Raw genomic sequence first — 23239 nt, 5'->3', positions numbered from 1 at the left:
CGACTTATTAAAATAAATTGATAGAAGAATTAAAAGATGATAGTGGATGCAGCATATGAACTGCAGGTAGCATTTAAAGTAACCCCAGCCTCAAATGCAGAGCAGCCGGCAGCTCATGAACTAATAGATGAGCTTGATGAAACTCATCCGGAGATAACGGAAGACTGCAATTTTTTATTCTTTTTTAAGAAAAAACTGTACAAAGCAAAAAACTAATTTAAATAACAACTTTAATTTTATGTTCAATTTGTATATAATGTAATTAGTAAAAGAAACAGAAAAATAAATAATAGGTGTTTTAGATGGATAAAAAATCAGAAATAACTATAACAGTGGAAAAGGGGGAAGAAATCAGGGTGAATTGTACCCTGAAATAGCCCCAAATACTGTTAGAAATTTTATAGAATTAATTGAAGATGGTTAGATGGTCTTAAATTAAATCGAGTAATTAATATCAAGGAGATAAAATTATGAGCATACCAAGAATCCTATATTATAAATATAAGCTTGATAAAAATTTAAATAAAAGTCGAAGTGAAATATTAAAACTGAGAGAAAATAAATTTAGAAAGCTGCTGTATTATGCTTATAATAATTCTCCCTTTTATCATGACTTTTATTCAGCCCACGGAATTAAGGAAAAAGACCTGTCAGAGATTAAACACTCAGATCTTCCTGCTCTTGATAAAAATATAATGATGGAAAATTATGATAAATTAGTAACGGATAAAAATATCAGCTGTGATAAGATTGCTTCTTTTCTTGAAAATTCCCCTTCTCCTGTTAGCAAGTTAAATAATAAATATCACGTTATTCATAGCTCTGGTTCTTCAGGCGAAGTTGGATATTTTCTTTATAATTCAAAGGAGTGGGATTTTATCAAAGCTCTTTCTTTGAGATTATTTACTAATTTTGGTCTTAAGAGAAAAAGATATGCTTTTATTGGAGCAGCAGATGGTCATTATGCTGGAATCAGCCTTTTTTTAAGCCCGGTTAATGCTCTGGAAGAATACTTCTATAAACAGTATCTGGTCATTAATATTAATCATCCTCTAGAAGATTATTGTCAAAGGTTAAATGAATGCCGTCCTCATAATCTTACAGGTTATCCTTTTGGGATCAAGGTTCTAGCTGAAATGCAGAGAACTGGCAAAATAGATATATCACCAGAGGTAGTAATTTGCGGGGGTGAACCGCTGACGGCAGCAGCCAGGAAATTTATTAAAAAGACCTGGGATACTTCTCTTATTAATTATTATGCTGCCTCAGAGTCCCTGGTGATCGGAGTAAAAAAAGAGGAGTTTAATCATTTATATATTTTTGATGATGCTAATTATATTGAAACTGCGGAAGAGGGCTATTACCTAACAAATCTCTATAATTATACCCAACCACTTATACGATATCGAATGTCTGATTTACTGGTATCGGTAAATGAACAAAAAAATGAAGATAGATGGCCTTTTAACAGGGTAAAAGAAATTATCGGACGCCAGGAGGATATATTATGGTTTAAAAATCAAGCTGAAAAAAAAGAGTTTATTCATCCGATAATATTTGTAGAGTTATATATTAGAGGTTTGAATAAATATCAGGTGATACAGACGGGTGAAACTTCCTTTATTTTCAAGGCGGTTATTAAAAAGGGAAGTAAAAATGAAGATGTAATAGTGAAAATAAAAGAAGAATTAACAAAGATACTTCAGAGTAAAAATCTGCAAAATGTTAATTTTAGGATAAAAAAAGTTAAAAATATAGACGGTGCAGGTACTACCGGTAAATTTAAATTGATAAAAAGAGAATTTAAATAAACTTATTAAAGCTGCAGTCCTCCCTATATTTTAAAGTTTCAGAAAAATTTGACATATTTATTTTTATAATGTATAATGAATGTATATTCATAAAGGTTTATGAATATAAGTTCACTAAAATAAGGTAAAATTTAAAAAATAGGTGGTGAATGTTGTGCCTAAAATCATTAATAATTTACGGAGTAAAATATCTAGAGCAGCATATCAGCTATTTTCTGAAAAAGGATATTCTGCTGTTAGTATGAAAATTGTTGCTGAAGAAACCGGTATTGCTGTTGGAACATTATATAATTATTATACCAATAAAGAGGAGTTATTTATAAAAGTTATTGAAGAAAAAATTAAAAATCATAAAAAAATTTTTGATAAATATTTGCAAAAAGAAGAACTTGATCTGGAAATGTTTATTACCCATCTCTATGATGAAATTAATAAATCAAAAGGTGTAATAGATGAAGTCATTAAAAAAAATATAAATAGTAAAGAAAAAAAAATTGTAACCCGGCTGCGATCTGATTTATTAGAGATAGTAGATCAGATATTAATACAGTTTAAAGAAAAAAAGGGGATAAAAAAGGGGGCTAAAGCAGAAAGAAAGCGCGGCGTTTATGCACTGCTTATTATGATATTGATTTTGGACAGGAGATTTCCAGGAGAACGGGAGAAGAATATTTCTTATCTCTTAAAAATGGCAAATCTAATTTAAAGAAAAATTAAAAACTGCGAATGAGCAAGTATTAAAGAGATAATTCAGAATAAAACAAGAGGAGGAGTTAATATGAGTATTAATTTTGAACTGTCAAAAAAATATGCAGCTGATAAGCTGCTCAAACAGGCTTTAAAATATCTGGAAAAAGATCCTGAAGAAAATTTTTTGCAGATTCTAGATATTGGAGAAAAATTAGCTAAAAGAGATAATCACAAAAATGCTATTAAAATTATCAAGGAGAAGTATAAAACAACTCCTTTGATAAAAAAATATCTTAAAAAAATTAATGATATTGCACCTGCTTATAAAAGTGGATTTTTAATGAATTTTTTAATAAATTCAGCTATTTTTGGTATACCATATCAGTATGAACTTTCTGAAGATCTTGGAGTAGATGTGCCCTGGACAATGCTTATTGACCCTACTAGTGCCTGTAATTTGAATTGTGAAGGGTGCTGGGCTGGCGAATATAATAAAAGTGATAGTCTTGATTTTGCTACAATTGATAGAATAATTACTGAGGCTAAAGAAATGGGAATTTATTTTATAGTTTTTTCAGGCGGTGAGCCGACAGTTTATCCTCAGCTTTTTGACATTTTTGAAAAACATGATGATGTTGGTTTTATGATGTATACTAATGGTACACTTATTGATGATGAATTTGCTGATAGAATGCTTGAAGTGGGAAATGTTACACCAGCTATTAGTCTGGAAGGTTTTAGAGAAGAAACTGATAAACGTCGGGGCGAGGGTACTTATGATAAAATTATGGATGCCATGGACCGCCTGCATGAGAGAGGAATTATTTTTGGGGCAAGTGTAACTGCAACTCAAAATAATGTGGATGAACTTTTTTCCGATGAATTTGTTGATCATTTATCTAAAAAGGGTGCTCTTTACATGTGGTTATTTCATTATATTCCAATAGGTAGAAATCCTAATCTTGAGATGATGATTACTCCTGAGCAGAGAGCTTCTATGGCCCGGAGAGGAAGTGAATTAAGGAAGAAAAAAGATATATTTATTATGGATTTTTGGAATGATGGCACATATGTCCAGGGTTGTATTGCTGGAGGAAGAAGGTATTTTCATATTAATGCTAAAGGAGAAGTTGAGCCCTGTGCATTTGCTCATTTTGCAGTAGATAATATAAAAGAAAAATCATTAAAAGAAGTGCTTCAGAATCCTCTGTTTAAATCTTATCAAAAGAGGCAGCCCATTAGTGAGAATTTAATGTGTCCCTGCCCAATTATTGATAATCCTAAAGCTTTAAGGGATATAGTAGAAGAGTCAGGTGCTGTGCCTACACATGATGGAGCAGATGAAATTTTAAAAGGTAAGACAGCTGATTTTCTTGATGATTTGTCAGCTGAATGGCATGAAATTTCTAAAGATATTAATGAAGAAAGGATGAATAAATAACAAATTGGATTAAGGATTTTAAAATAATTATTTTTTAAAATGAAGAGATAAACTAGTATTAAATATATTGGTTAATGTTTTATGGGGGATTAAACTAAAAAATTATGTCTTCCATAAAACTATAATAAACCATAAGATATAAGTTTTGGGTTTAAAAAATTCCCCCTGGTATACCAGGGGGAATTTTAGTCATTAACTAAAGTATGGTGCCGAAGGTGGGATTCGAACCCACACAGGCCGAGGCCCACAGCGCCCTCAACGCTGCGCGTCTGCCAGTTCCGCCACTTCGGCATAACAATTATAAATTATAACATAAAATTTTTCTTTGTCAATAAAATTTTCAAAATTATTGCTGAGATTTTTCAAAAAACAAATTATTCATTTTAAAAACAATTAAAAACAATAAAGAAGCTGATGTTATGCAGGAATTGAACCCATAATCACGAATATTATGAATATAAGGGAATAGGGAGGCAATAACATTGGCAGAAAAAAATAAACATGATAATCAAGATAATCAAGAATCATCTAAAAATCATAAATGGTTGGGAATTTTAATTATAGCTTTACTTTTATTATTTATTGGTCTGACAGGTTATTATTTAGAAAGTGGGTTAAAACCGCTTGTTAATGGTAATGATGATTTATCTCAAATGGAAGAAAATCAGTCCTTTTTGGATCAAATTTTATCTATTTTAGGTATGGGAGAAAACAATTTTAATCAAAATTTAAATATCTTATTTGTCGGATTAGATGATGAAGCAAGTGTTGTTTTAGGGACTGTTGAAGCTGATTCTATAGTTTTAGGAAAACTTCGACCTGAAGCAAATAGCCTGCAGCTGGAATATATAAATGAAAATTTAGAGCATGAAAATAAATTATTAAAGGAATACAATAAAGAAGATATTCAGCTTGCTGTTGAAGAAATAACAAAAACAGAGATTGATTATTATGTTTATGTTAACTATCAGGGGTTCGAGAAGGTAATCGATGAGTTAGGTGGGGTTCAGCTTCGGTTAAAAGAAGATGTTAAAGTTTCAAGTTTAGGACTCGATTTAAAAGCAGGTAATAATTTATTGTCTGGAAAAGAAGCTTTGAATTTTGTTCGCTGGAGCAGTTCCAGTTATCTTCCAAGATCTGAAAGACAAAAAATGTTAATTAAGGCTGTAGTAACTAAATTAAAAACAGATAATATAATGCTTAATGTTAAAGAACTATATAATACTATTGTTGTAAGTTATAATTCTGTAGAAACAGATATTAATGCTGTTCTTGCAGCAGAGATCTTTAATTACATACGTTCTAATTCAGAATTAGAGTTAGAGTTTATTGAATGAATTAGAAAAAATAAGCTTTCAAGAAAAAATTATCTGTAGTCGATTTTACAAGTATTTAGTAGTATATTTAACATAAAATAATTTAATTACTAATAATAGCTGATATCAGATTTTGACTTGAACTATGTTTTTATATATACTAATTAGTGCTGATGCGGTAATTATGCTTTTGATTACTGCAGATGGGCGAATAGCTCAGTTGGGAGAGCACCTGCCTTACAAGCAGGGGGTCACAGGTTCGAGCCCTGTTTCGCCCACCATTTTTATTTTTAAATATAATATTTTGAAGTTGTGTTCGGAGTCTTTTTCTTATTGACTTCCTACATTCTACTTCTTATTTACTTTACACGGAGGTGTAGCGTAGCGGTTTAACGCGCCGGCCTGTCAAGCCGGAGATCGCGGGTTCAAATCCCGTCTCCTCCGCCATTTTTGGTGGGATAGCTCAGTCGGTAGAGCAGTGGATTGAAAATCCACGTGTCGACAGTTCGATTCTGTCTCCCACCACCATCTTGTGCGGGAATAGCTCAGTGGTAGAGCATCACGTTGCCAACGTGAGGGTCGCGAGTTCAAATCTCGTTTCCCGCTCCATTTGTTTGTAGTTTAGGGCGGCATAGCCAAGTGGTAAGGCAGAGGACTGCAAATCCTTTATTCGACGGTTCAAATCCGTCTGCCGCCTCCAATTTTACTTTACAAATCAAGTTTTCACTGATATAATACATAATGCTCTAAGTTAAATATTTTATAGGCCGGGGTGGCGGAATTGGCAGACGCATCGGACTTAAAATCCGGTGGGAATTTATTCCCGTGTCGGTTCGAGCCCGACCTCCGGCACCACTTTTATACATATTTAACTTTTATTATTTAATTTCAGATATTATCAAAGAATAATAATTGTAAAGTAAAACTTTTGGAAAGATGCTGACTTAATTTTTTAAGTTGGTATAGCTCAGTTGGTCAGAGCGCTACGTTGACATCGTAGAGGCCAGTGGTTCGAATCCACTTACCAACACCATTTTAATAACAAGCCGGGGTGGCGGAATTGGCAGACGCATCGGACTTAAAATCCGGTGGGAATTTATTCCCGTGTCGGTTCGAGCCCGACCCCCGGCACCACTTTTTGGTTAATTATTGTTGAACTGTGAAGTGATGTTATATAGTTTAATTATAAATTATATTTCAGAGTAGTTTTCTGCTCTGAATTTTTTTTATGTCAAAAATCTTAAAGAAAATATTTGACTTTTATAGCAATTAGGAATATAATAATAAAAAATAAAGATCATAAAAGCTTTGATAGGGAAGAGTAAATTTATTTGGCAGTTAAAAGAGAATTGTGCCGACGGCTGAAAGCACATAACTGATCATTAATTTGAAAACCACCCTGGAGCTGACAGAAAGAAGCAAGTATTTCTGTCCGGTTAAACCGTTATCTTATTAAGTGAATAATAATTTAAGCTGCTTAATAATTTATTAGTTTTTAATTATTGTTAACTAGAGTGGAACCGCGAATCCGTCGTCTCTAATCTGAGATGAGGGATTTTTTTAGTTTATATAAGATTATTACATTAAAAAGGATTAGTGAAAATTTGAGGAGGAAATTAAATGGAAAAAGTAGAAGTAACACTACCAGATGGATCAGTTAAGGAATATGATGCTGGAACAACAGTTGAAGATGTAGCTTATTCAATTGGTAGTGGTTTAGGTAGAGATGCAGTTGCTGGTGTAGTGGACGGGAAAAAGGTAGACGCTAATTATCCGATCGAAGAAGATGTTGAGCTTTCAATTATTACAATTGATAGTGATGAGGCATTAGAAATTCTTAGACACACTGCCTCTCACATAATGGCACAAGCTGTTAAAAGGTTATATGATAATGTTCAGGTAGCAATTGGACCCGCCATTGATGACGGTTTTTATTATGATTTTAATTTAGATAAAACAATTAATGATGAATCATTAGCAGAAATTGAAGCAGAAATGCAGAAAATTATTGAGGAAGATATTGAAATTGAAAGAAAGGTTCTGCCGAGAGCTGAAGCAGTAGCTTTAATGGAAGAAAGAAATGAAAAATATAAACTGGAATTAATTGATGAATTAGAGGATCAAATGATCAGCCTCTATTTTCAGGGTGATTATGTTGACTTATGCCGCGGACCTCATCTTCCATCAACAGGCTATGTTAAAGCCTTTAAACTGATGAATGTGGCAGGAGCTTACTGGCGTGGAGATGAAAACAATGAGATGCTGCAGCGAATTTATGGTACAGCATTTGCCAGTGAAAAAGATTTAGAAAAATATATCAATAGAATGGAAGAAGCTAAAAAACGTGATCACAGAAAATTAGGTAAAGAATTAGATCTCTTCAGTATTCAGGATGAAGGTAAGGGCTTCCCCTTTTTCCATCCTAAAGGAATGGCTTTAAGAAATGAACTGGTTGATTTTTGGAAAGAAGAGCACCGCAAGGCTGGTTACGAAGAGATTAAAACACCAATTATTCTTGATGAATCACTCTGGCATCAATCAGGACACTGGGATCACTACAAAGATAATATGTACTTTACTGAAATAGATGGTGATACACATGCTGTTAAACCCATGAACTGTCCTGGTGGAATTTTAGTTTATAAAGACTCAATGCACAGCTACCGTGAGCTTCCTATTAGAATGGCCGAATTAGGATTAGTTCACCGCCATGAAATGTCAGGTGCTTTACATGGTCTAATGAGAGTCCGCAGCTTCACTCAGGATGATGCTCATATTTACTGTCTGCCAGATCAGATTGAAGATGAGCTCAGTGGAGTTATTAAGCTTGTAGATAGATTATATAGTGCCTTTGGTTTTAACTACAAGGTTGAGCTGAGTACCAAGCCCGAAAACGCTATGGGATCTGATGAGCAGTGGGACAGAGCAATTAAAGCCCTGAAAAACTCAATCGAGCGAAATGACTTAGATTATGAAATCAACGAAGGTGATGGAGCTTTTTATGGTCCTAAAATTGATTTCCATTTAGAAGATAGTATCGGTAGAACCTGGCAGTGTGGAACTATTCAGCTTGATTTCCAAATGCCGGAAAGATTTGACCTCAGCTATATTGGTCAGGATGGAGAAGAACACCGTCCGGCAATGATTCATAGAGCAATTTATGGTAGTATTGAGCGCTTTATCGGAATTTTAATTGAGCATTTTGCAGGTGCCTTCCCAACCTGGATTGCACCGGTACAGGTCGAAATTATTCCGGTTTCTGATGATCAGATAGATTATGCACTACAGGTTAAAGAAGCTCTAAGCAAAGAAAAGATTAGAGTGGAAGTGGACAGCCGCTCCGAGCAGGTTGGATATAAGATTAGAGATGCTCAGGTAAAGCAGATTCCATATATGTTAATTGTAGGTGGTAGAGAAGAAGAAAACGGGACAGTTTCTGTTCGCGACAGACGTGAAGGCGATTTGGGTACAAGTAAACTTTCCGAATTCAATGCTAAAATTTTAGAAGAAATTGAAGCTAAAGCTATTAGTCAGGAAAATATCTAGAAATAGCTTATAAATGATCAGCAGTTTAAATAAGCAGCTGTTTGATTAATAAGTAATAAATTTAATTATACCCCGGTTTTTTAGAACGGGGTATAATTAAACTTTTTGAAAGGAGTTGAGCCTTTGAAAGATATTAAATTAGCAGTAATTGCAGGTACTCCCTATGATACATATTTAGGAAAAAGTTATTATAGTTCTCAGGGATATGAAGTTCTTTCAGATTACACCTCAGAAAGCCCGGCTGAACAGAATAGACTCCAGTACAGTAATCCAGAGAAACTGCAGCAGATTACATTAAATAAAATTATGAAGTTGAAGGCAGCTGGAGCCAAAGCAGTTATTATCTACTGCAACTCATTAAGTGCGGTTTTAGATAAGAGTGATTTAATTCAAAAATCAAAATTACCGCTGCTGACTCCTTTAGATGTCTACCAGGCTCTTTCAATTTCAGAGCCGCAGAAAATAGCAGTTCTGGCAGCTAATTCTCAGAGTGCAGTTAAAATTGAGAAAATTATAGCGGCCAATAACCCCCAGTTGGAATTTATAACAGCTGGAATTATGCCGATTATTAATGCAATTGAAGCAGAGATTGAGGCGGAAAAAATATATCAGCAATACGGGTTGAAAGAACTAATTGATTCTTTTCAAAAAGTGGGGGCAGATCAGCTTTTATTGGGCTGTACCCATTTGCCTTATCTAAAAAGTGAAATTAAAGCTGATTTTAATAAAATTATTGATCCAGCAGCTGAAATTTTGGAGCTGCTTTTAAAAGATAGCTTAACTATTAATCTATCAAAAGAGGAGCTATAATATGAAAAATATTATTAAAAATTTGAATATTAAAGAAAAACTTAATTTGAAAATTATTGTTATTGTTACACTAATTATGATAATTGGTTTGACAACATTAGGCTATTTTACTAATTCTGTAGTAAAAGATGAAATAACATTTTTGGCTAAACAAAGGAATAAAAACATAACAAAAAATGTTCAATCACAAATTAATTCTTTTTTAGGAGAAAGCAAAAAAATTGTAAATTATACAGCAGATGAAACGATTTTTAAAAATTTAAATAAACCTGAAATAAAAAAAACATTAACTAATATTGGAAAAAAATATTCTCAATTTAATTTAATTTATATTGGGACTAAAAACGGGGAAATGTTGACTTATCCTGATGCTACTTTTGCAGATGATTATGATCCAAGAAATAGAGGTTGGTATAAAGATGCTTTAAACTCCAATTCATCTATTTGGACAGAAACTTATACAGATGCAGCAACTGGTGAATTAATTATTACTATTGCTAAAAAAGTAGTTAATGATAAAGGACAAATATCTGGTGTTATCGGTGGAGACATTTCATTAAAACAAATAAGCACTTTAATTAATGAAACAAAAGTGGGAGAAACAGGAAATACTTTTCTTGTAAATAAAGAGGGGCAGCTTTTAGCACATCCGGATCAAAACCTTGTAGAGAATAAGTTTAATGTTAGTAATTGGTTTAATTTAAAAGATGTTTTTAATTCAAATAATGAGGTATTTGAATATCAGAATGATAACAAAAAAATGTTAACTTCATATTTACCGATTGAAGAAATTGGAGGAACTATTTTTGCTCAAATACCAACTAAAGAAGCTTATCAAGCAAATCAAAAAGTTTTAAAAACAACCACAATATTATCTATTATAGTTTTAATTGTTTTATTAGGAACTATAATCCTATATATTTCACAACAGGTAGTAAAACCTATTTTAGAATACTCAAAAGAAATGGATAAGGTTGCTAACGGGAATTTAAATGTCAGTATAGAAGTGAACAGAAAAGATGAACTAGGAAGTTTAGGAAAATCTTTTAATTTAATGGTAAAAGACTTAAAAACTTTAGTACAAAATATTAAAAACACTTCAGAAGATGTTACTGAAACATCTAAAACATTAGATGTTAGTTCAAAAGAAGTAGGAAATACATCAGAACAAGTTGCTATGTCTATCCAGGAAGTTGCAACAGGAGCAGATAGTCAGGCTAAAAGTGTAGAAAATGTATCTTTAAATATTCAAAAGTTAGTTGATAGCTTAAACAATTTAAATAAAAACAATCAAGAAGTACAAAATTATACAGACGATATGAATGTTGTAACTAATGAAGGTTCTCAGAAGATGGATAATTTAAATCAACAAATGGAAAATATAGTTAAAGCAATGAGAACTGTTTCTACAGATATTGTTGAATTACAATCTATTTCTGACGAAATAAAAAGCATTATTGATTTAATAAATAATATAGCAGATCAAACTAATTTATTAGCATTAAATGCAGCTATTGAAGCAGCAAGGGCTGGTGAAGCTGGTAGGGGATTTAGCGTTGTTGCTGATGAAATTAGAGATTTAGCTGAAGAATCTTCTAATTCTGCTGATCAAATCAAAGACTTAATCGATGAAGTTTCAAAAACAACCGATAAAGTTGGAGAAGAAATGAATAGAAGTGAAGAAGAAATTTTAAGTGGAGAAAAACTTGTAAATGAATCTAATAAAACATTTAAGGATATTAGAAAAACTTTAGAAAAAATAAATCAGGGAATGTCAAATTCTGTAGAAGAATTTAAGAAAACAAATAAGTTAAGTTCTGGAATATCAGAAGAAGCTCAAAATATTGCTGGAGTATCCGAAGAAACTTCTGCTTCTGCTGAAGAAGTGGCAGCAGCCAGTGAAGAACAAAATGCTACAGTTGAAGAAATGTCTTCAATTGCAGATGAATTATCAAGTAGAGCTGAAAACCTTGAAGAGATAATTAAAAAATTCGATATTTAATATAAATTAGCCAGGGATTTAAACCCTGGCTTTTTATAAATAAAAGTTTTTTGTTGATTGATCTTTTATATTTTGGTTAATTCCTATATATCTTAAGCTGTAGTATAACATCTTAATTTTCATGTAATTTATGATTAACATTATTATTAAAATTCAGACTGGTCTTTTATTTCTTGACAGAGTCAGACCGCTGTGCTATACTAATTAAGGAAAAGAAAGTAGAAACACCTGTTTCTCACCAGTCAGAACTGGTTAATATCAGTATTTTCGCCGGAGCTTTAGGCTTTCTGTGGGAATAGTAGGCTTATCTTTAGGATAGTCTATCTTTAGCTGATTATTGAATTTAACGGGTGGTTTCTACCACTCGTTTTTTGTATATTTGTCGTTTTTATATCACTCAGGAGGTGCATAAATATCGTTAATGATTTAAGAGTTAATGATCGCATTAGAGCAAAAGAGGTTCGTCTGATCGATCAAGAAGGAGAGCAAATTGGTATCAAGTCACTGAATGAAGCATTGGATAGTGCAGCAGAACGGGGTTTGGACTTAGTAGAAGTTGCTCCACAGGCTAATCCACCTGTATGCAGAATTATGGATTATGGTAAGTATAAGTACGAACAAGCTAAGAAAGAAAAAGAAGCCAAAAAGAACCAGAATGTAATGAATGTAAAAGAAGTTCAGATGGGTGTTAAAATTGAAGATCATGATTTTAATGTTAAATTAAAGCAGGCCCGCAGATTCCTCAACAACAAGGATAAAGTTAAGGTAAGAATTCGGTTTAGAGGAAGAGAAATGATGCATAAAGAATTAGGCTATGATCTAATGGAGCGTCTAATTGAACAGACAAAAGATATCGGTAAGGTAGAAAGCAAGCCGAAGATGGAAGGTAGAAATATGATGATGTTTCTAACTCCAGAAAGTGACAAACAATAAATAATTAGATAGCCAATATTATTCATTGATTGCTGCTGTTTATATTTATAATTATTACAGTATTAGGAGGTTAAATCATGCCAAAGCAAAAAACACACAAAGGTATTGCTAAAAGAGTAAAGACTACAGCTAATGGTAAGCTTAAGCACCATAAAGGATTTCACAGTCATATTTTAACCAAGAAATCCGGTAATAGAAAAAGACAACTGCGTAAAGCTAAATTATTAAGCAAATCATATCAGAAGCGTTACAAGCAGTTACTACATCGATAGATTGTAATTTTAATACTATAAATAAGGACATTTGTCCTAAATGTAAATAATAAAAATAAGATAAAAAATAATAAATGTTAAATTTTTGGAAGGAGTGTCATTTAAGATGCCACGTGTAAAAAGAGGAAATAAAGCGCGTAAGCGTAGAAAAAAAGTTTTAAAGATGGCTAAGGGATATTTTGGCTCCCGCAGTAAATTATATCGTCCTGCAAACCAGGCGGTAATGAAGTCTCTACATTATGCTTATAGAGATAGAAGAACTAAAAAGAGAAATTTTAGAAGATTATGGATCACCAGAATCAATGCTGCAGCTAGAAATGAAGGTCTTTCTTACAGCCGTTTCATCAATGGTTTAAGACAGGCAGATGTGGAAATTGACCGCAAAATGTTAGCTGATTTAGCAGTTAATGATTCTGATGGTTTTGCTGATTTAGTAGATTTAGCAAAAGAGAAGTTAGGAAATTAATTAGATGAATATAATTAGCAGTTCTCAAAATGATAAAGTAAAATATCTAAATAAGCTTTATCGGAGTAGAAACAGGCGCAAAGAAGGTGTCTTTATTCTCGAAGGTAAAAGACTTATTGAGGCTGCGTCAGCAGGAGGAGCAGATTTTAAGCAGGTCTTTCTCACTCCTGCTTTTTTTAAATCAGCTGAAAATGATGAACTGCTGGCTGATTTAAAATCAAAGGCAGAATTTATTTATCTTAAAGGATATCTTTTAAAAGAGATAGCTTCTACGGTTAATCCCCAGGGGATTTTAGCAGTGGTTGAAGAATCTATTTTTAAAGGTGATGATTTTTACAGGCGGGCAGATAAAATACTGCTTTTGGATAGAATTCAAGATCCCGGCAATATGGGAACCATGATTCGGACAGCTGTCGCTGCAGGCTTTGACGGCATAATTGCTCTCAAAGGATCTGTAGACATTTATAATCAGAAGGTTATACGCTCTACTATGGGCGGAATTTTTTCAATAGCTATTAGGCAGAAGCTGAGTCAAAAAGAATTTTTAACAGAAATTGCAGCAGAGGCAGCAGATTACGAGCTGCTGGCAGCTGACATTGAGGCAGAAGAATATTATTTTGAACATCAATATCAGGATAAGTTAATTTTAATGATCGGCAATGAAGCAAATGGCCTTGATTCTAAATTAATGGACTCCGCTACCCTTAAAATAAAGATTCCATTGGCTGGAGAAATTGAATCACTGAACGCAGCGGTTGCAGCATCGGTAATTTCTTTTGAAATACTTTCTCAGCAGCTGCAGAAAGATAAGTAATTTTATATTTTTAGCTTGTTTGATATTTTTTTCTATGGTATAATCGTTTAAGAATCTAATATTTAAAGGCAGAGAAGGAGAAAGTAACTAAATAAGATTTTAAGAGAGATTAACTGCAGCAGCTGAAAGCAGTTAAAATATTGAATTTAGTGAAGTTCGCTCTGGAGCTGAGAGCTGAAATCAGTAGGCTTGTCCGGAAGTAAATGCTTTCGTTAACAAATAAAAGTGATTCCACAATCTTTGTGGGATAATCAGGGTGGTAACACGGTATCTCGTCCCTTTAGGGCGGGATTTTTTGTATTTAGGCTATAAAAATATTAATCACATACATATAACATGGAGGTGTTAGTTTTGGATCTATTAGATGATCTAAAAAAGATTGAAAAAGAAGCAGAGGCAGAATTAAAAGAGGTTGCCGATCTTGACCAACTAGAAGAAATGAGAATTAAGTATTTAGGTAAAAAAGGAAAAATCCAAGCCATTTTTTCACAGATGGGAAAGATTGAGGCTGACCAGCGGCCTGTAGTTGGAAAAGAAGCTAATATTTTAAAAGAAAAAATTCAAGGCTGGCTGGGTGAGCATAAGGAAAGATTAGAAAAAGAAGCTGTCCAAAAGCGTTTTGAGGCAGAAAAAATTGATGTCACCTTACCCGGAAGTGAGGTTGAAGCAGGTAGAAGCCATCCCTTATCTTTAGTAACCAAAGAATTAGAAGACATTTTCATTGGTTTGGGCTTTGATATTGCAGAGGGACCTGAGGTCGAAAGTGAGTATTATAACTTTGAAGCCTTAAATATTCCGGCTCATCACCCGGCTCGTGACCTGCAGGATACGCTCTATATTGATGACCATTATTTGCTGAGAACCCACACTTCACCGGTTCAGATTAGAACAATGGAAGCAGAAGAGCCGCCGGTCAGAATTATTGCTCCAGGTAGAGTTTACCGTTCAGATGAATTAGATGCATCTCATTCACCAATTTTTCATCAGACTGAAGGTTTGGTAATTGATAAGGATATTTCATTTAGTGATTTGAAGGGAACAATTGAGTTAATTGTAGAAGCCTTATTTGGTAAGGAGCGTGATGTAAGATTCCGTCCCAGCTATTTCCCTTTTACAGAGCCCAGTGCTGAAGTAGATGTTTCCTGTATTGTCTGTGGAGGAGAAGGCTGTCCTTTATGTTCTCACACGGGCTGGTTGGAGATTATGGGAGCTGGTATGGTTCATCCAAATGTTCTGGAGATGTCCGGTTATGACAAGGATGTCTACAGCGGTTTTGCTTTTGGAGTTGGACTTGACCGTCTGGTTTTATTGAAATATGGAATTGATGATATTAGAGTTTTATATGAAAATGACAAGCGCTTTTTACATCAGTTTTAATTGTACTGCTGGTTAAAAAAATAACTGAAATAGATAAATATTAAGGCAGCACTAAATAATTGAAATATAATTGATAAAGGTTGAATTGAGAAAGGATGATAAATTTGCAGATATCATATAACTGGTTAAAAAAATATATTGATATAAATTATACTCCAGCAGATCTTTCAGAAAAGCTGACAATGGCCGGCCTGGAAGTTGAAGGAGTAGAGTACTTAGGAGAAGGTTTAGAAGATATTAAAATTGCAAAAATTGAGGAAATCAAAGCACATCCAGATGCAGATAAACTTGTAATTTGTATGGTAAAAACTGCAGCAGATAAAGAGCCAATCCCTGTTGTTACAGGAGCTCCAAATGTTGAAGCAGGACAGATGGTTCCTTTTGCAGAAGTAGGTACAACCCTACCAAACGGAATGAAAATTGAAGAAATAGAACTCAGAGGTCAGCTTTCCCAGGGAATGATCTGTTCCAAAGATGAGTTAGGACTGCAGGAAGAAAGAGCAGCAGGTATTATGGTTTTAGAAGAATCTGCACCACTGGGAGCCAGTTTTCTTAAATATAAAAGGCTGGATGATTATGTATTCAAACTGGACTTAACACCAAATTATGCCCGCTGTTTAGGGATGATTGGTGTAGCCAGAGAACTTAAATCATTATATGCACAGGAAAAAACTTTAAATACACCTCCAATTTCTTTTGAAGAAGCGGAAGAGTTGGGAACTATTAATGATTATGTTGAGGTAGAAATAGAAGACCCTGATTTATGTCCTCGCTATACAGCTCGTTTAGTTAAAAATGTTGAAATTAAAGAATCACCGGAGTGGATTCAACGTCGACTTAAAGCAGCCGGAATCAGACCAATTAACAATGTAGTTGATATTTCTAACTTTGTTTTGATGGAATACAATCAGCCTCTGCACACCTTTGATTATAATAAAATTAAAGACGGAAAAATTGTTGTCCGCCGGGCTGAAGCTGAAGAAAAAATAATGACCTTAGATGATGAAGAAAGAGCTTTAGATGACGAAATGCTCGTAATTTCTGATCCAGAAAAAGCAGTTGCAGTTGGTGGAGTTATGGGTGGAGCCAACACCGAGGTAACCGAAGAAACTACTGATGTATTAATTGAGTCCGCTTATTTCAACCCTGTCAGCATCCGTAAAACTGCTAAAAAATTAGGAATGCATTCCGATTCTTCTCACCGCTTCGAAAGAGGAGTAGATATTGAAAAGGCGGTTGAGGCCAACAACCGTGCCTGCCAGATGCTGGCAAAGTGTGATGGTGCTAAAGTTGTGCCGGGGGTTATTGATCAATATCCGCTAAAATATGAGCCGGTTGTAATTAAGCTGGAAACTGCAAGAGTAAATGAACTTTTAGGAATCGAATTAAAAGCAGCAGATGTTAGAAAAAGTCTGGAACGTTTAGGATTTGAAGTTAAAGCAGCTGCAGCAGATAAATTTGAAGTAACAGTCCCTTCTTATAGAACAGATGTTGAACAGGCAGCTGACTTAGTTGAAGAAATTGCCCGAGTTTACGGCTATAATAAAATACCTTCTACCAGGCCAATCTCCAAGCAGCGGGGTAAAAGAACTCCCCAACAGAAATTTGAAAAAAGAGTAGAAGAACTGCTGCAGGCAGGTGGCTTAGATGAGGTGATCACCTACAGTCTGCAGGCTAAGAAAAGCTATGATGACTTAAATCTGTGTCAGTTTGAAGATTACGCTAAGTTTGTCAGCATAAAAAATCCGCTGAGTGAAGCTTTTGCTGTTTTAAGAACCACTTTGGTGCCGGGATTAATTGATGTTTTATCCTCCAATGCCCGCCGACAGGGATCTGAGATGGCTATTTTTGAAACGGGAACAGTCTTTAGAAATAAAGGTGGAAATAACAGACCGGAAGAACTAAATATGCTTGGTGGGGGAATTTTTGGAGTAGAAAATGATATCTGGCAGCAGGGTGCTCCTAACTTCTTTGCTCTAAAAGGAGTTTTAGAAATGCTCTTTGAAAGAATTCAGCTTGATAATTATCAGTTTATCCCTGATAATGATAATAGAGATTTTCTGCATCCGGGCCGCAGAGCTGAGATTAAATATAATCAGATTCAGACCTTTGGTTTTATTGGTGAAATCCATCCGGAACTGGCTGATCAGAATAACTTACCTCAAGGTACAACTATTTTTGAATTGGACTTAGATTTCTTATTTAAAGTAACTGCTGCTAAGGAATACAGTTACCAAAAATTGGTCAAGTACCCGGTACTTGCACGTGATTTAGCTGTAGTGCTTAAAGAAGAAATCGCAGTTGGAGAAATTCATCAGGCAATTCAAAATATTGGGGGAGCTATGCTTAAAAACTTAGAGCTTTTCGATATCTATCAGGGAGACCAAATTAAAGAAGGTCATAAGAGTGCAGCTTTCGAATTAAAGTTTCAGGCAGATGACAGAACTTTGACCGATCAGGAGGTAAATAGGCGTTTTAATCAGATTGTAAAACATCTTAAAGAAGAATATTCCGCAGAAATTAGAGGAAATTAAAATTTCAGGCAGGAATTTAGACTTTTGTAATGAATATAATAATGTAGACTACTATAGTTGGAGATGTTGCTAATGCTAGAAGAAAAAAATCAAGATAAAAAGAAGTTTAAATTGAATATTTTGGGAGAAAGCTTTACTGTAACCGGAGATTTCAGTGAAGAATATATCGAAAAACTGGCTGGTCATGTAGAAAAAACTGGTCTCGAGATTAGAAACGCCTATCCCAAGCTTCCTTTTAGGCGCCTCTCATATCTGATGATGATCAATCTGGCTGATGAATATTTTAAGCTCAGAAGTCAGTGTGTTGATTTGAGCAAAGAAAAAGAAAGACTCAAAGAAGCTAATCAGAGCCTGCATCAGGAGTTAAAAAAGCTGCGTCAGGAAAATGAGGAGTTAACTAATCTACTTGAGGAGGTAGATTAATTGGATATCATTAATTTCCTCGATATCATTATTTTAGTTCTTACACTCTTTTTCGCTTATAATGGTTTTAGAAGAGGTTTTATAGACCAGACAAGTACAATACTCGGACTGCTGGCCGCTCTATTTGTTGCAGTCAGACAGTATGTTTATTTTACCCAGTTTTTAGAACCATATTTAGATTTATCTACTTCACTGCTTCAGTTTATATCTTTTGCAGTAATCTTTATTGTAGTTAATATTGTGATTCATGTTTTAGGTATTACACTCAAAAAAATTGTAGATGCTATTTTTCTGCAGCCGGTGGATCGGGTTGCCGGTTTTTTGTTGGGTATATTTAAAGCCGGAATAATCGTTTATTTATTGATTCTAATTCTGGCCCAAATACCACACCCAAAGGTTGATGATGTTTTAAGCCAGTCATTTTTTGCTGAAAGAATCATTGAGGCATCACCATTAATACAATCAAAGATTGAAGAAATTTTTCGGCCATGAGCTATTCATGGCCTTTTGCCATCTTAACTGAATCTATATTTTAAAGAAATTGAGGTGTAATTATGCAGGAAATGAGCAACAAAAAAATTGCTAAAGTTCTCTCTGAATTTGCTGATTTAATGGCGATTAAGGGAGAAAATGATTTTAAAATTAGAGCCTATACTAATGCTGCGCGTAAAATTGAGTCTTATTCGGAAGCAATTGCAGAGCTGGCAGCAGCAGATCAGTTAAAAGAGATTAAGGGGATTGGCAGTGGAATTGCCGAGTCAATCCAGGAGCTGCTGCAGAATGGAGTTATTGAAGAGATGGAAGCAATCAAAGCGGAGCTGCCACCCGGGGTCATTGAGATGACAAATATTCAGGGCTTAGGACCCAAAACTGCTCACCGCTTTTATTATGAGCTGGAAATCGAAGATCTAATCAGTTTAGAAAAGGCTCTGACTGAGGGGAGGGTGCAGAAACTTAAGGGTTTTGGTAAGAAATCGGAAGCACAGCTCTTAAATGCTTTAAAAAATCATGAGAAATATGTTGATAAAATAATGCTGGCCCAGGCCTTAAAAACAGCCAAAAAAATTATTGAAACAATAAAAAATAAATTAGACTCCAAACTTTTTTCAACTATTGAAATCTGCGGCAGCAGCCGGAGAGCTAAAGAATTAACAGGTGATTTGGATATCTTAATCGCCACCGATCAGCCGCAAGAACTTTCTAAAAAACTTAAAAACTTAAATTTTACAGCCGAAGTAATAGGTGCTGGTGATACCAAAATCAGCATCAGAACTGACAAAGGTATGCAGACTGATTTTCGTCTGGTCAGCCAGGAGGAATTTCCTTCTGCCCTCCACTATTTTACCGGTTCTCAAGCTCATAATGTGCGGATGCGGCAGCTGGCTAAGGATAACGGTTTAAAATTAAGTGAATACGGCCTCTTTCAAAAAGATGGAACAAAGGAAAAAATTAAATCTGAAGTGGATATCTTTAACAGATTGGGCCTGGACTATATCATTCCTGAACTAAGAGAAGATCAGGGTGAGATTGAAGCAGCTCAAAAAGGAGAGCTGCCAAAAAGTATTGAACTCAAAGATATTAAAGGGGATCTGCACCTCCACTCTCGCTATAGTGATGGAGCTTTTTCGATCAAAGAAATGGCAGAAGCTGCCAGAGATCAAATGGGCTATCAATATATTGCAGTAACCGACCACTCTCAGTCTTTAACTGTTGCCAGCGGGATGAGCATCAAAGAATTAAAAGAACAGCTCCAGGAAATTGACGCTTTAAACGAAGAATTAGAAAATTTCAAAGTATTGAAAGGAGTAGAAGTTGATATTCTAAAAAATGGGGAACTTGATTTTGAAGACGACCTTTTAGATCAGCTTGATTTTGTTATCGCTTCTATCCACAGCTACTTTAATTTGGAAGAAGAAGAAATGACAGCCAGAATAATTAAAGCGGTTAAAAACCCCCATGTAAAATTAATCGGCCATCCCAGCGGCAGAATGCTTGGCGGTAGAGAGCCTTATGCAGTTGACTTAGATAAAGTTATTGCAGCTGCAGCTGAATATAATACCGCCTTAGAAATCAATGCCTCACCTCAGCGGCTGGATCTTAATGCTGAGTGGGCCCGTAAGGTTAAAAAAGCGGGAGGCAAAATATCTATTAATACAGATGCTCACCACTACAAAGAGTATGCTGATATGGAATTGGGAATTGCCACAGCCCGCCGCGGTTGGCTGGAAAAAGAAGATGTAATTAACACTTATTCTGTGAAAGAATTAATGGAGTTTTTAAATTCAAAAAAATAAAAGTAATTTATTCCGGAGGTATTTAAGTTGAAAGAGCACAGTCTGGAAGTATTAGAATACAAAAAAATAATAAAAATGACAGCCGATAGAGCAGCTACAAATATAGGTCAGGAAATTGTTAATAATTTAAAGCCGGTAAATAATGCCGACTATATTCAGGAGAGATTAGCTGAAGTTACCGCCATGAAGTCGATGATTGCTGAGTTTTCTACTCCTCCCTTTGGTGGAGTGCGTGATATTAGAGATGACTTAAAGAAAGCAGCTAAGGGCTCAGTTCTTTCCACAGATGCAATCAGCAGGGTTAGAAGTACGCTCAGGGGAGTTTCAGAGCTGCAGCGGTATTTAGAAAGTATCAAAGCTGATTTGGATCCCAGAATAGTAGAGAGGGAATACCAGCTAATTTATGACTTATGCTCTGATCTGCAGAACCGACCAGGGTTGGCCCGAGAAATCGACCGCTGTATTAATGAATACGGTGAGCTTGCAGATGATGCCAGCGCTAAACTAAAGTCACTGCGCTCTAAAATGGATTCTATAGAAAATTCTATTAGAGATAAGCTGGATTCGATCATCAAAAGCAATCATTATCAGGATATGCTGCAGGAAAATATCGTGACCAGAAGAGAAAATAGATATGTGGTTCCAGTTAAACAGGAGCAGCGAAATAACTTTGATGGAATAGTCCACGGTCAGTCTGCCAGTGGTTTAACCCTTTTTATGGAGCCGATGGCAGTGGTCCGCTTAAATAATGAGCTGCGGGAGGTTAGAGCCAAAGAAAGTGCTGAAATTCAGCGTATTTTACAGATGCTCAGCTCTAAAATAGCCCAGGATGAAAAAATAATCAAAAGAGATTTAATGATTATCACCAGACTGGACAGTATTGCAGCTGCAGCAAAATTCAGCCTTGATTTTGAGTGTAATGCACCTGAGATCAACGAAAAAGGTTTAATCGAATTAAATCAGGCCCGCCACCCACTGCTGAAGGAAGATCCGGTACCTATAGATTTAAAATTGGGTGATGATATTACGACTTTAGTAATTACCGGTCCTAATACAGGTGGTAAAACAGTTGCCTTAAAAACAGTTGGTCTGCTGACTTTAATGACCCAGACTGGACTGCATATTCCGGCAGCTGCTAATTCTACAGTAGCAGTCTTTAAAAAGATATTTGCTGATATCGGTGATGAACAGAGCATCGAACAGAGTTTAAGTACATTTTCTTCTCATATGCACAGGATTAGAGAATTTTTAGCTGAGTCTGATGATTCGACTCTGGTTTTAATGGATGAGCTGGGAGTAGGAACAGACCCGGAAGAGGGTGCTGCCTTAGGTATCTCAATTTTAGAAAAACTGCAGCAGAAAAATGCAGTGACCATTGCTACCACTCACTACAGCCAGCTTAAAAGTTATGCTTATACAACTGATGAGGTAGAAAATGCTTCGGTTGAATTTGACATTGAGACCTTAAAACCAACCTATAAGCTGATCATGGGAGTTCCAGGTGGTTCAAATGCTTTTGAGATTGCACTAAGGTTAGGGATTCCTCAGGAAATAATTGACCGAGCCAGAACCCTTTTAAGTGATGAATCAATTAAAGTAGAAGATATTATAAATGAATTAAATCAGGAAAGAAATCGCTATCAGAAGCTGCGGGAGGAAATGGAAGAATTAAGAGATCATGAAAAAAAATTAAAAGAAAAATACGAAAAAATGATCGAAGAACAGCAGCAGAAACATGAGAAAGAAATGAAGGCTGCTCGGGAAGAAGCAGAAGCCATTGTAGAAGAAACTAAAAAAGAAACTAAGAGGATAATTTCTAATCTGAAATCAAAAGATTTTACCCAGCGATCTGAGGTTGATAGAGCTCAAACTTCTGCCAACCAGAACTTAAAAGAATTGAGCGAGATTTTAGAAGCTGAAAATGAAAAGGAAAAAGAAAAAATCGATGCAGATGAATTTAAAGAAGGAGATCAGGTCAGGGTCCGCAGTATCGGCCGCAAAGGTGAGATAACATCCATTGACCGCGACAAAAAAGAAGCTCAAATTCAAGCAGGAATCATGCAGGTTACAGCTTCACTTGCCGACCTGGTAAAGGTAGATATTCCTGATGATAGTGAAGAAAAACAGCTCAAAAATTATCGTGTTAAAAAAGCCCAGCATGTTTCGCCAAAGCTTGATTTAAGAGGTGAAAGATATGAAGCGGCTCAGTATAAGGTTGATAAATACTTAGATGATGCTTTTCTGGCCGGCTTAAATGAAGTTGAAATTGTTCATGGAAAGGGAACTGGTGCTTTAAGAAATGCTGTTGAAGAAGTCTTAGAAAAAAACTCTCACGTTCAAGATTACCGTCTGGGAAGGCAAAAAGAAGGTGGAATGGGAGTTACTATAGTTAAAATCCAATAATCAGCTTAATTTAAATAAATTTAAGTGCTGTTAAAAAGGGATTTCACCAGCTTTAAAACTGGGAAATCCCTTTTATTTTTATTTGATTTAAAAATAGCTTAGACTTT

The 23239-nt window shown here is 35.0% G+C and carries 18 protein-coding genes, 9 tRNA genes and 2 other annotated features; of the genes, 26 read left to right on the top strand and 1 reads right to left on the bottom strand.

The features are described from left to right. The first annotated feature begins 36 nt into the window (after positions 1-36). The 4 genes from C7954_RS00265 to C7954_RS00250 all read left to right on the top strand — a co-directional run bounded on the left by C7954_RS00265 (position 37) and on the right by C7954_RS00250 (position 3942). Positions 37-216: a hypothetical protein gene (locus C7954_RS00265; protein WP_073155981.1), complete on the top strand. Its 180-nt coding sequence runs from the start codon at positions 37-39 to the stop codon at positions 214-216. A gap of 254 nt (positions 217-470) precedes the next feature. After that, positions 471-1811, top strand: coding sequence for a phenylacetate--CoA ligase family protein (locus C7954_RS00260; protein WP_134058382.1), 1341 nt, complete (start codon positions 471-473; stop codon positions 1809-1811). 154 nt (positions 1812-1965) lie between these two features. Continuing rightward, positions 1966-2517, top strand: a complete 552-nt coding sequence (locus tag C7954_RS00255) for a TetR/AcrR family transcriptional regulator (RefSeq protein WP_166667660.1) — start codon at positions 1966-1968, stop codon at positions 2515-2517. Positions 2518-2589: 72 nt separating this feature from the next. Further along, a complete protein-coding gene (locus C7954_RS00250) occupies positions 2590-3942 on the top strand; it encodes a radical SAM/SPASM domain-containing protein (protein WP_134058376.1) in 1353 nt (450 codons plus the stop codon). A gap of 204 nt (positions 3943-4146) precedes the next feature. Here C7954_RS00250 and C7954_RS00245 read toward each other — a convergent pair. Continuing rightward, positions 4147-4233 (bottom strand) — tRNA-Leu (locus C7954_RS00245). Between the two features lie 191 nt (positions 4234-4424). Here C7954_RS00245 and C7954_RS00240 point away from each other — a divergent pair. The 22 genes from C7954_RS00240 to C7954_RS00135 all read left to right on the top strand — a co-directional run bounded on the left by C7954_RS00240 (position 4425) and on the right by C7954_RS00135 (position 23132). Continuing rightward, positions 4425-5279: an LCP family protein gene (locus tag C7954_RS00240; RefSeq protein ID WP_073155969.1), complete on the top strand. Its 855-nt coding sequence runs from the start codon at positions 4425-4427 to the stop codon at positions 5277-5279. A gap of 184 nt (positions 5280-5463) precedes the next feature. Beyond that, positions 5464-5539 (top strand) — tRNA-Val (locus C7954_RS00235). Between the two features lie 89 nt (positions 5540-5628). Next, a tRNA-Asp gene (locus tag C7954_RS00230) sits at positions 5629-5705 on the top strand. Between the two features lie 5 nt (positions 5706-5710). Next, positions 5711-5786 (top strand) — tRNA-Phe (locus C7954_RS00225). Between the two features lie 6 nt (positions 5787-5792). Beyond that, a tRNA-Gly gene (locus C7954_RS00220) sits at positions 5793-5867 on the top strand. Positions 5868-5883: 16 nt separating this feature from the next. Next, positions 5884-5958 (top strand) — tRNA-Cys (locus C7954_RS00215). Between the two features lie 66 nt (positions 5959-6024). Then, positions 6025-6113: transfer RNA gene (locus tag C7954_RS00210), tRNA-Leu, on the top strand. A 101-nt stretch (positions 6114-6214) separates the two neighbouring features. Then, positions 6215-6291, top strand: a tRNA-Val gene (locus C7954_RS00205). Positions 6292-6303: 12 nt separating this feature from the next. Then, a tRNA-Leu gene (locus C7954_RS00200) sits at positions 6304-6392 on the top strand. 165 nt (positions 6393-6557) lie between these two features. Next, positions 6558-6800, top strand: a binding site (T-box leader). Positions 6801-6878: 78 nt separating this feature from the next. Next, a complete protein-coding gene (gene thrS / locus C7954_RS00195) occupies positions 6879-8804 on the top strand; it encodes a threonine--tRNA ligase (protein ID WP_073155965.1) in 1926 nt (641 codons plus the stop codon). A gap of 123 nt (positions 8805-8927) precedes the next feature. Continuing rightward, complete coding sequence (locus C7954_RS00190; RefSeq protein WP_134058373.1) at positions 8928-9614, top strand: aspartate/glutamate racemase family protein; 687 nt, start codon at positions 8928-8930, stop codon at positions 9612-9614. Position 9615: 1 nt separating this feature from the next. Continuing rightward, positions 9616-11616 carry a methyl-accepting chemotaxis protein gene (locus C7954_RS00185; RefSeq protein WP_089719212.1) on the top strand — a complete coding sequence of 667 codons (2001 nt, stop codon included), beginning with the start codon at positions 9616-9618 and terminating at the stop codon, positions 11614-11616. A gap of 375 nt (positions 11617-11991) precedes the next feature. Continuing rightward, positions 11992-12549: a translation initiation factor IF-3 gene (infC, locus tag C7954_RS00180; RefSeq protein WP_134058370.1), complete on the top strand. Its 558-nt coding sequence runs from the start codon at positions 11992-11994 to the stop codon at positions 12547-12549. Between the two features lie 77 nt (positions 12550-12626). Beyond that, on the top strand, positions 12627-12821 hold the full coding sequence (gene rpmI / locus C7954_RS00175) for a 50S ribosomal protein L35 (protein ID WP_073155957.1): 195 nt from the start codon (positions 12627-12629) through the stop codon (positions 12819-12821). Positions 12822-12927: 106 nt separating this feature from the next. After that, positions 12928-13287 (top strand): 50S ribosomal protein L20, encoded by a 360-nt coding sequence (gene rplT / locus C7954_RS00170; RefSeq protein WP_073155954.1) that lies wholly within the window; start codon positions 12928-12930, stop codon positions 13285-13287. 4 nt (positions 13288-13291) lie between these two features. Next, positions 13292-14101, top strand: a complete 810-nt coding sequence (locus C7954_RS00165) for a TrmH family RNA methyltransferase (protein ID WP_134058367.1) — start codon at positions 13292-13294, stop codon at positions 14099-14101. Positions 14102-14163: 62 nt separating this feature from the next. Then, positions 14164-14384: a binding site (T-box leader), on the top strand. A 68-nt stretch (positions 14385-14452) separates the two neighbouring features. Continuing rightward, positions 14453-15478, top strand: a complete 1026-nt coding sequence (gene pheS, locus C7954_RS00160) for a phenylalanine--tRNA ligase subunit alpha (protein ID WP_073155949.1) — start codon at positions 14453-14455, stop codon at positions 15476-15478. 104 nt (positions 15479-15582) lie between these two features. Then, positions 15583-18012: a phenylalanine--tRNA ligase subunit beta gene (pheT, locus tag C7954_RS00155; protein ID WP_089655006.1), complete on the top strand. Its 2430-nt coding sequence runs from the start codon at positions 15583-15585 to the stop codon at positions 18010-18012. Positions 18013-18084: 72 nt separating this feature from the next. Continuing rightward, positions 18085-18435, top strand: coding sequence for a cell division protein ZapA (locus C7954_RS00150; RefSeq protein ID WP_133505329.1), 351 nt, complete (start codon positions 18085-18087; stop codon positions 18433-18435). Next, positions 18436-18927, top strand: coding sequence for a CvpA family protein (locus tag C7954_RS00145; protein ID WP_073155940.1), 492 nt, complete (start codon positions 18436-18438; stop codon positions 18925-18927). It begins immediately after the preceding gene. A gap of 62 nt (positions 18928-18989) precedes the next feature. Beyond that, entirely contained in the window at positions 18990-20729 is a 1740-nt protein-coding gene (gene polX, locus C7954_RS00140) for a DNA polymerase/3'-5' exonuclease PolX (protein WP_133618190.1), read from the top strand. 27 nt (positions 20730-20756) lie between these two features. Beyond that, entirely contained in the window at positions 20757-23132 is a 2376-nt protein-coding gene (locus tag C7954_RS00135) for an endonuclease MutS2 (RefSeq protein WP_073155936.1), read from the top strand. Positions 23133-23239 lie beyond the last annotated feature (107 nt).

Source organism: Halanaerobium congolense (assembly GCF_004366375.1).
GTDB lineage: Bacteria > Bacillota > Halanaerobiia > Halanaerobiales > Halanaerobiaceae > Halanaerobium > Halanaerobium congolense.
The sequence above is the reverse complement of the archived record's forward strand: the minus strand, read 5'-3'. Positions and strand labels throughout refer to the sequence as shown.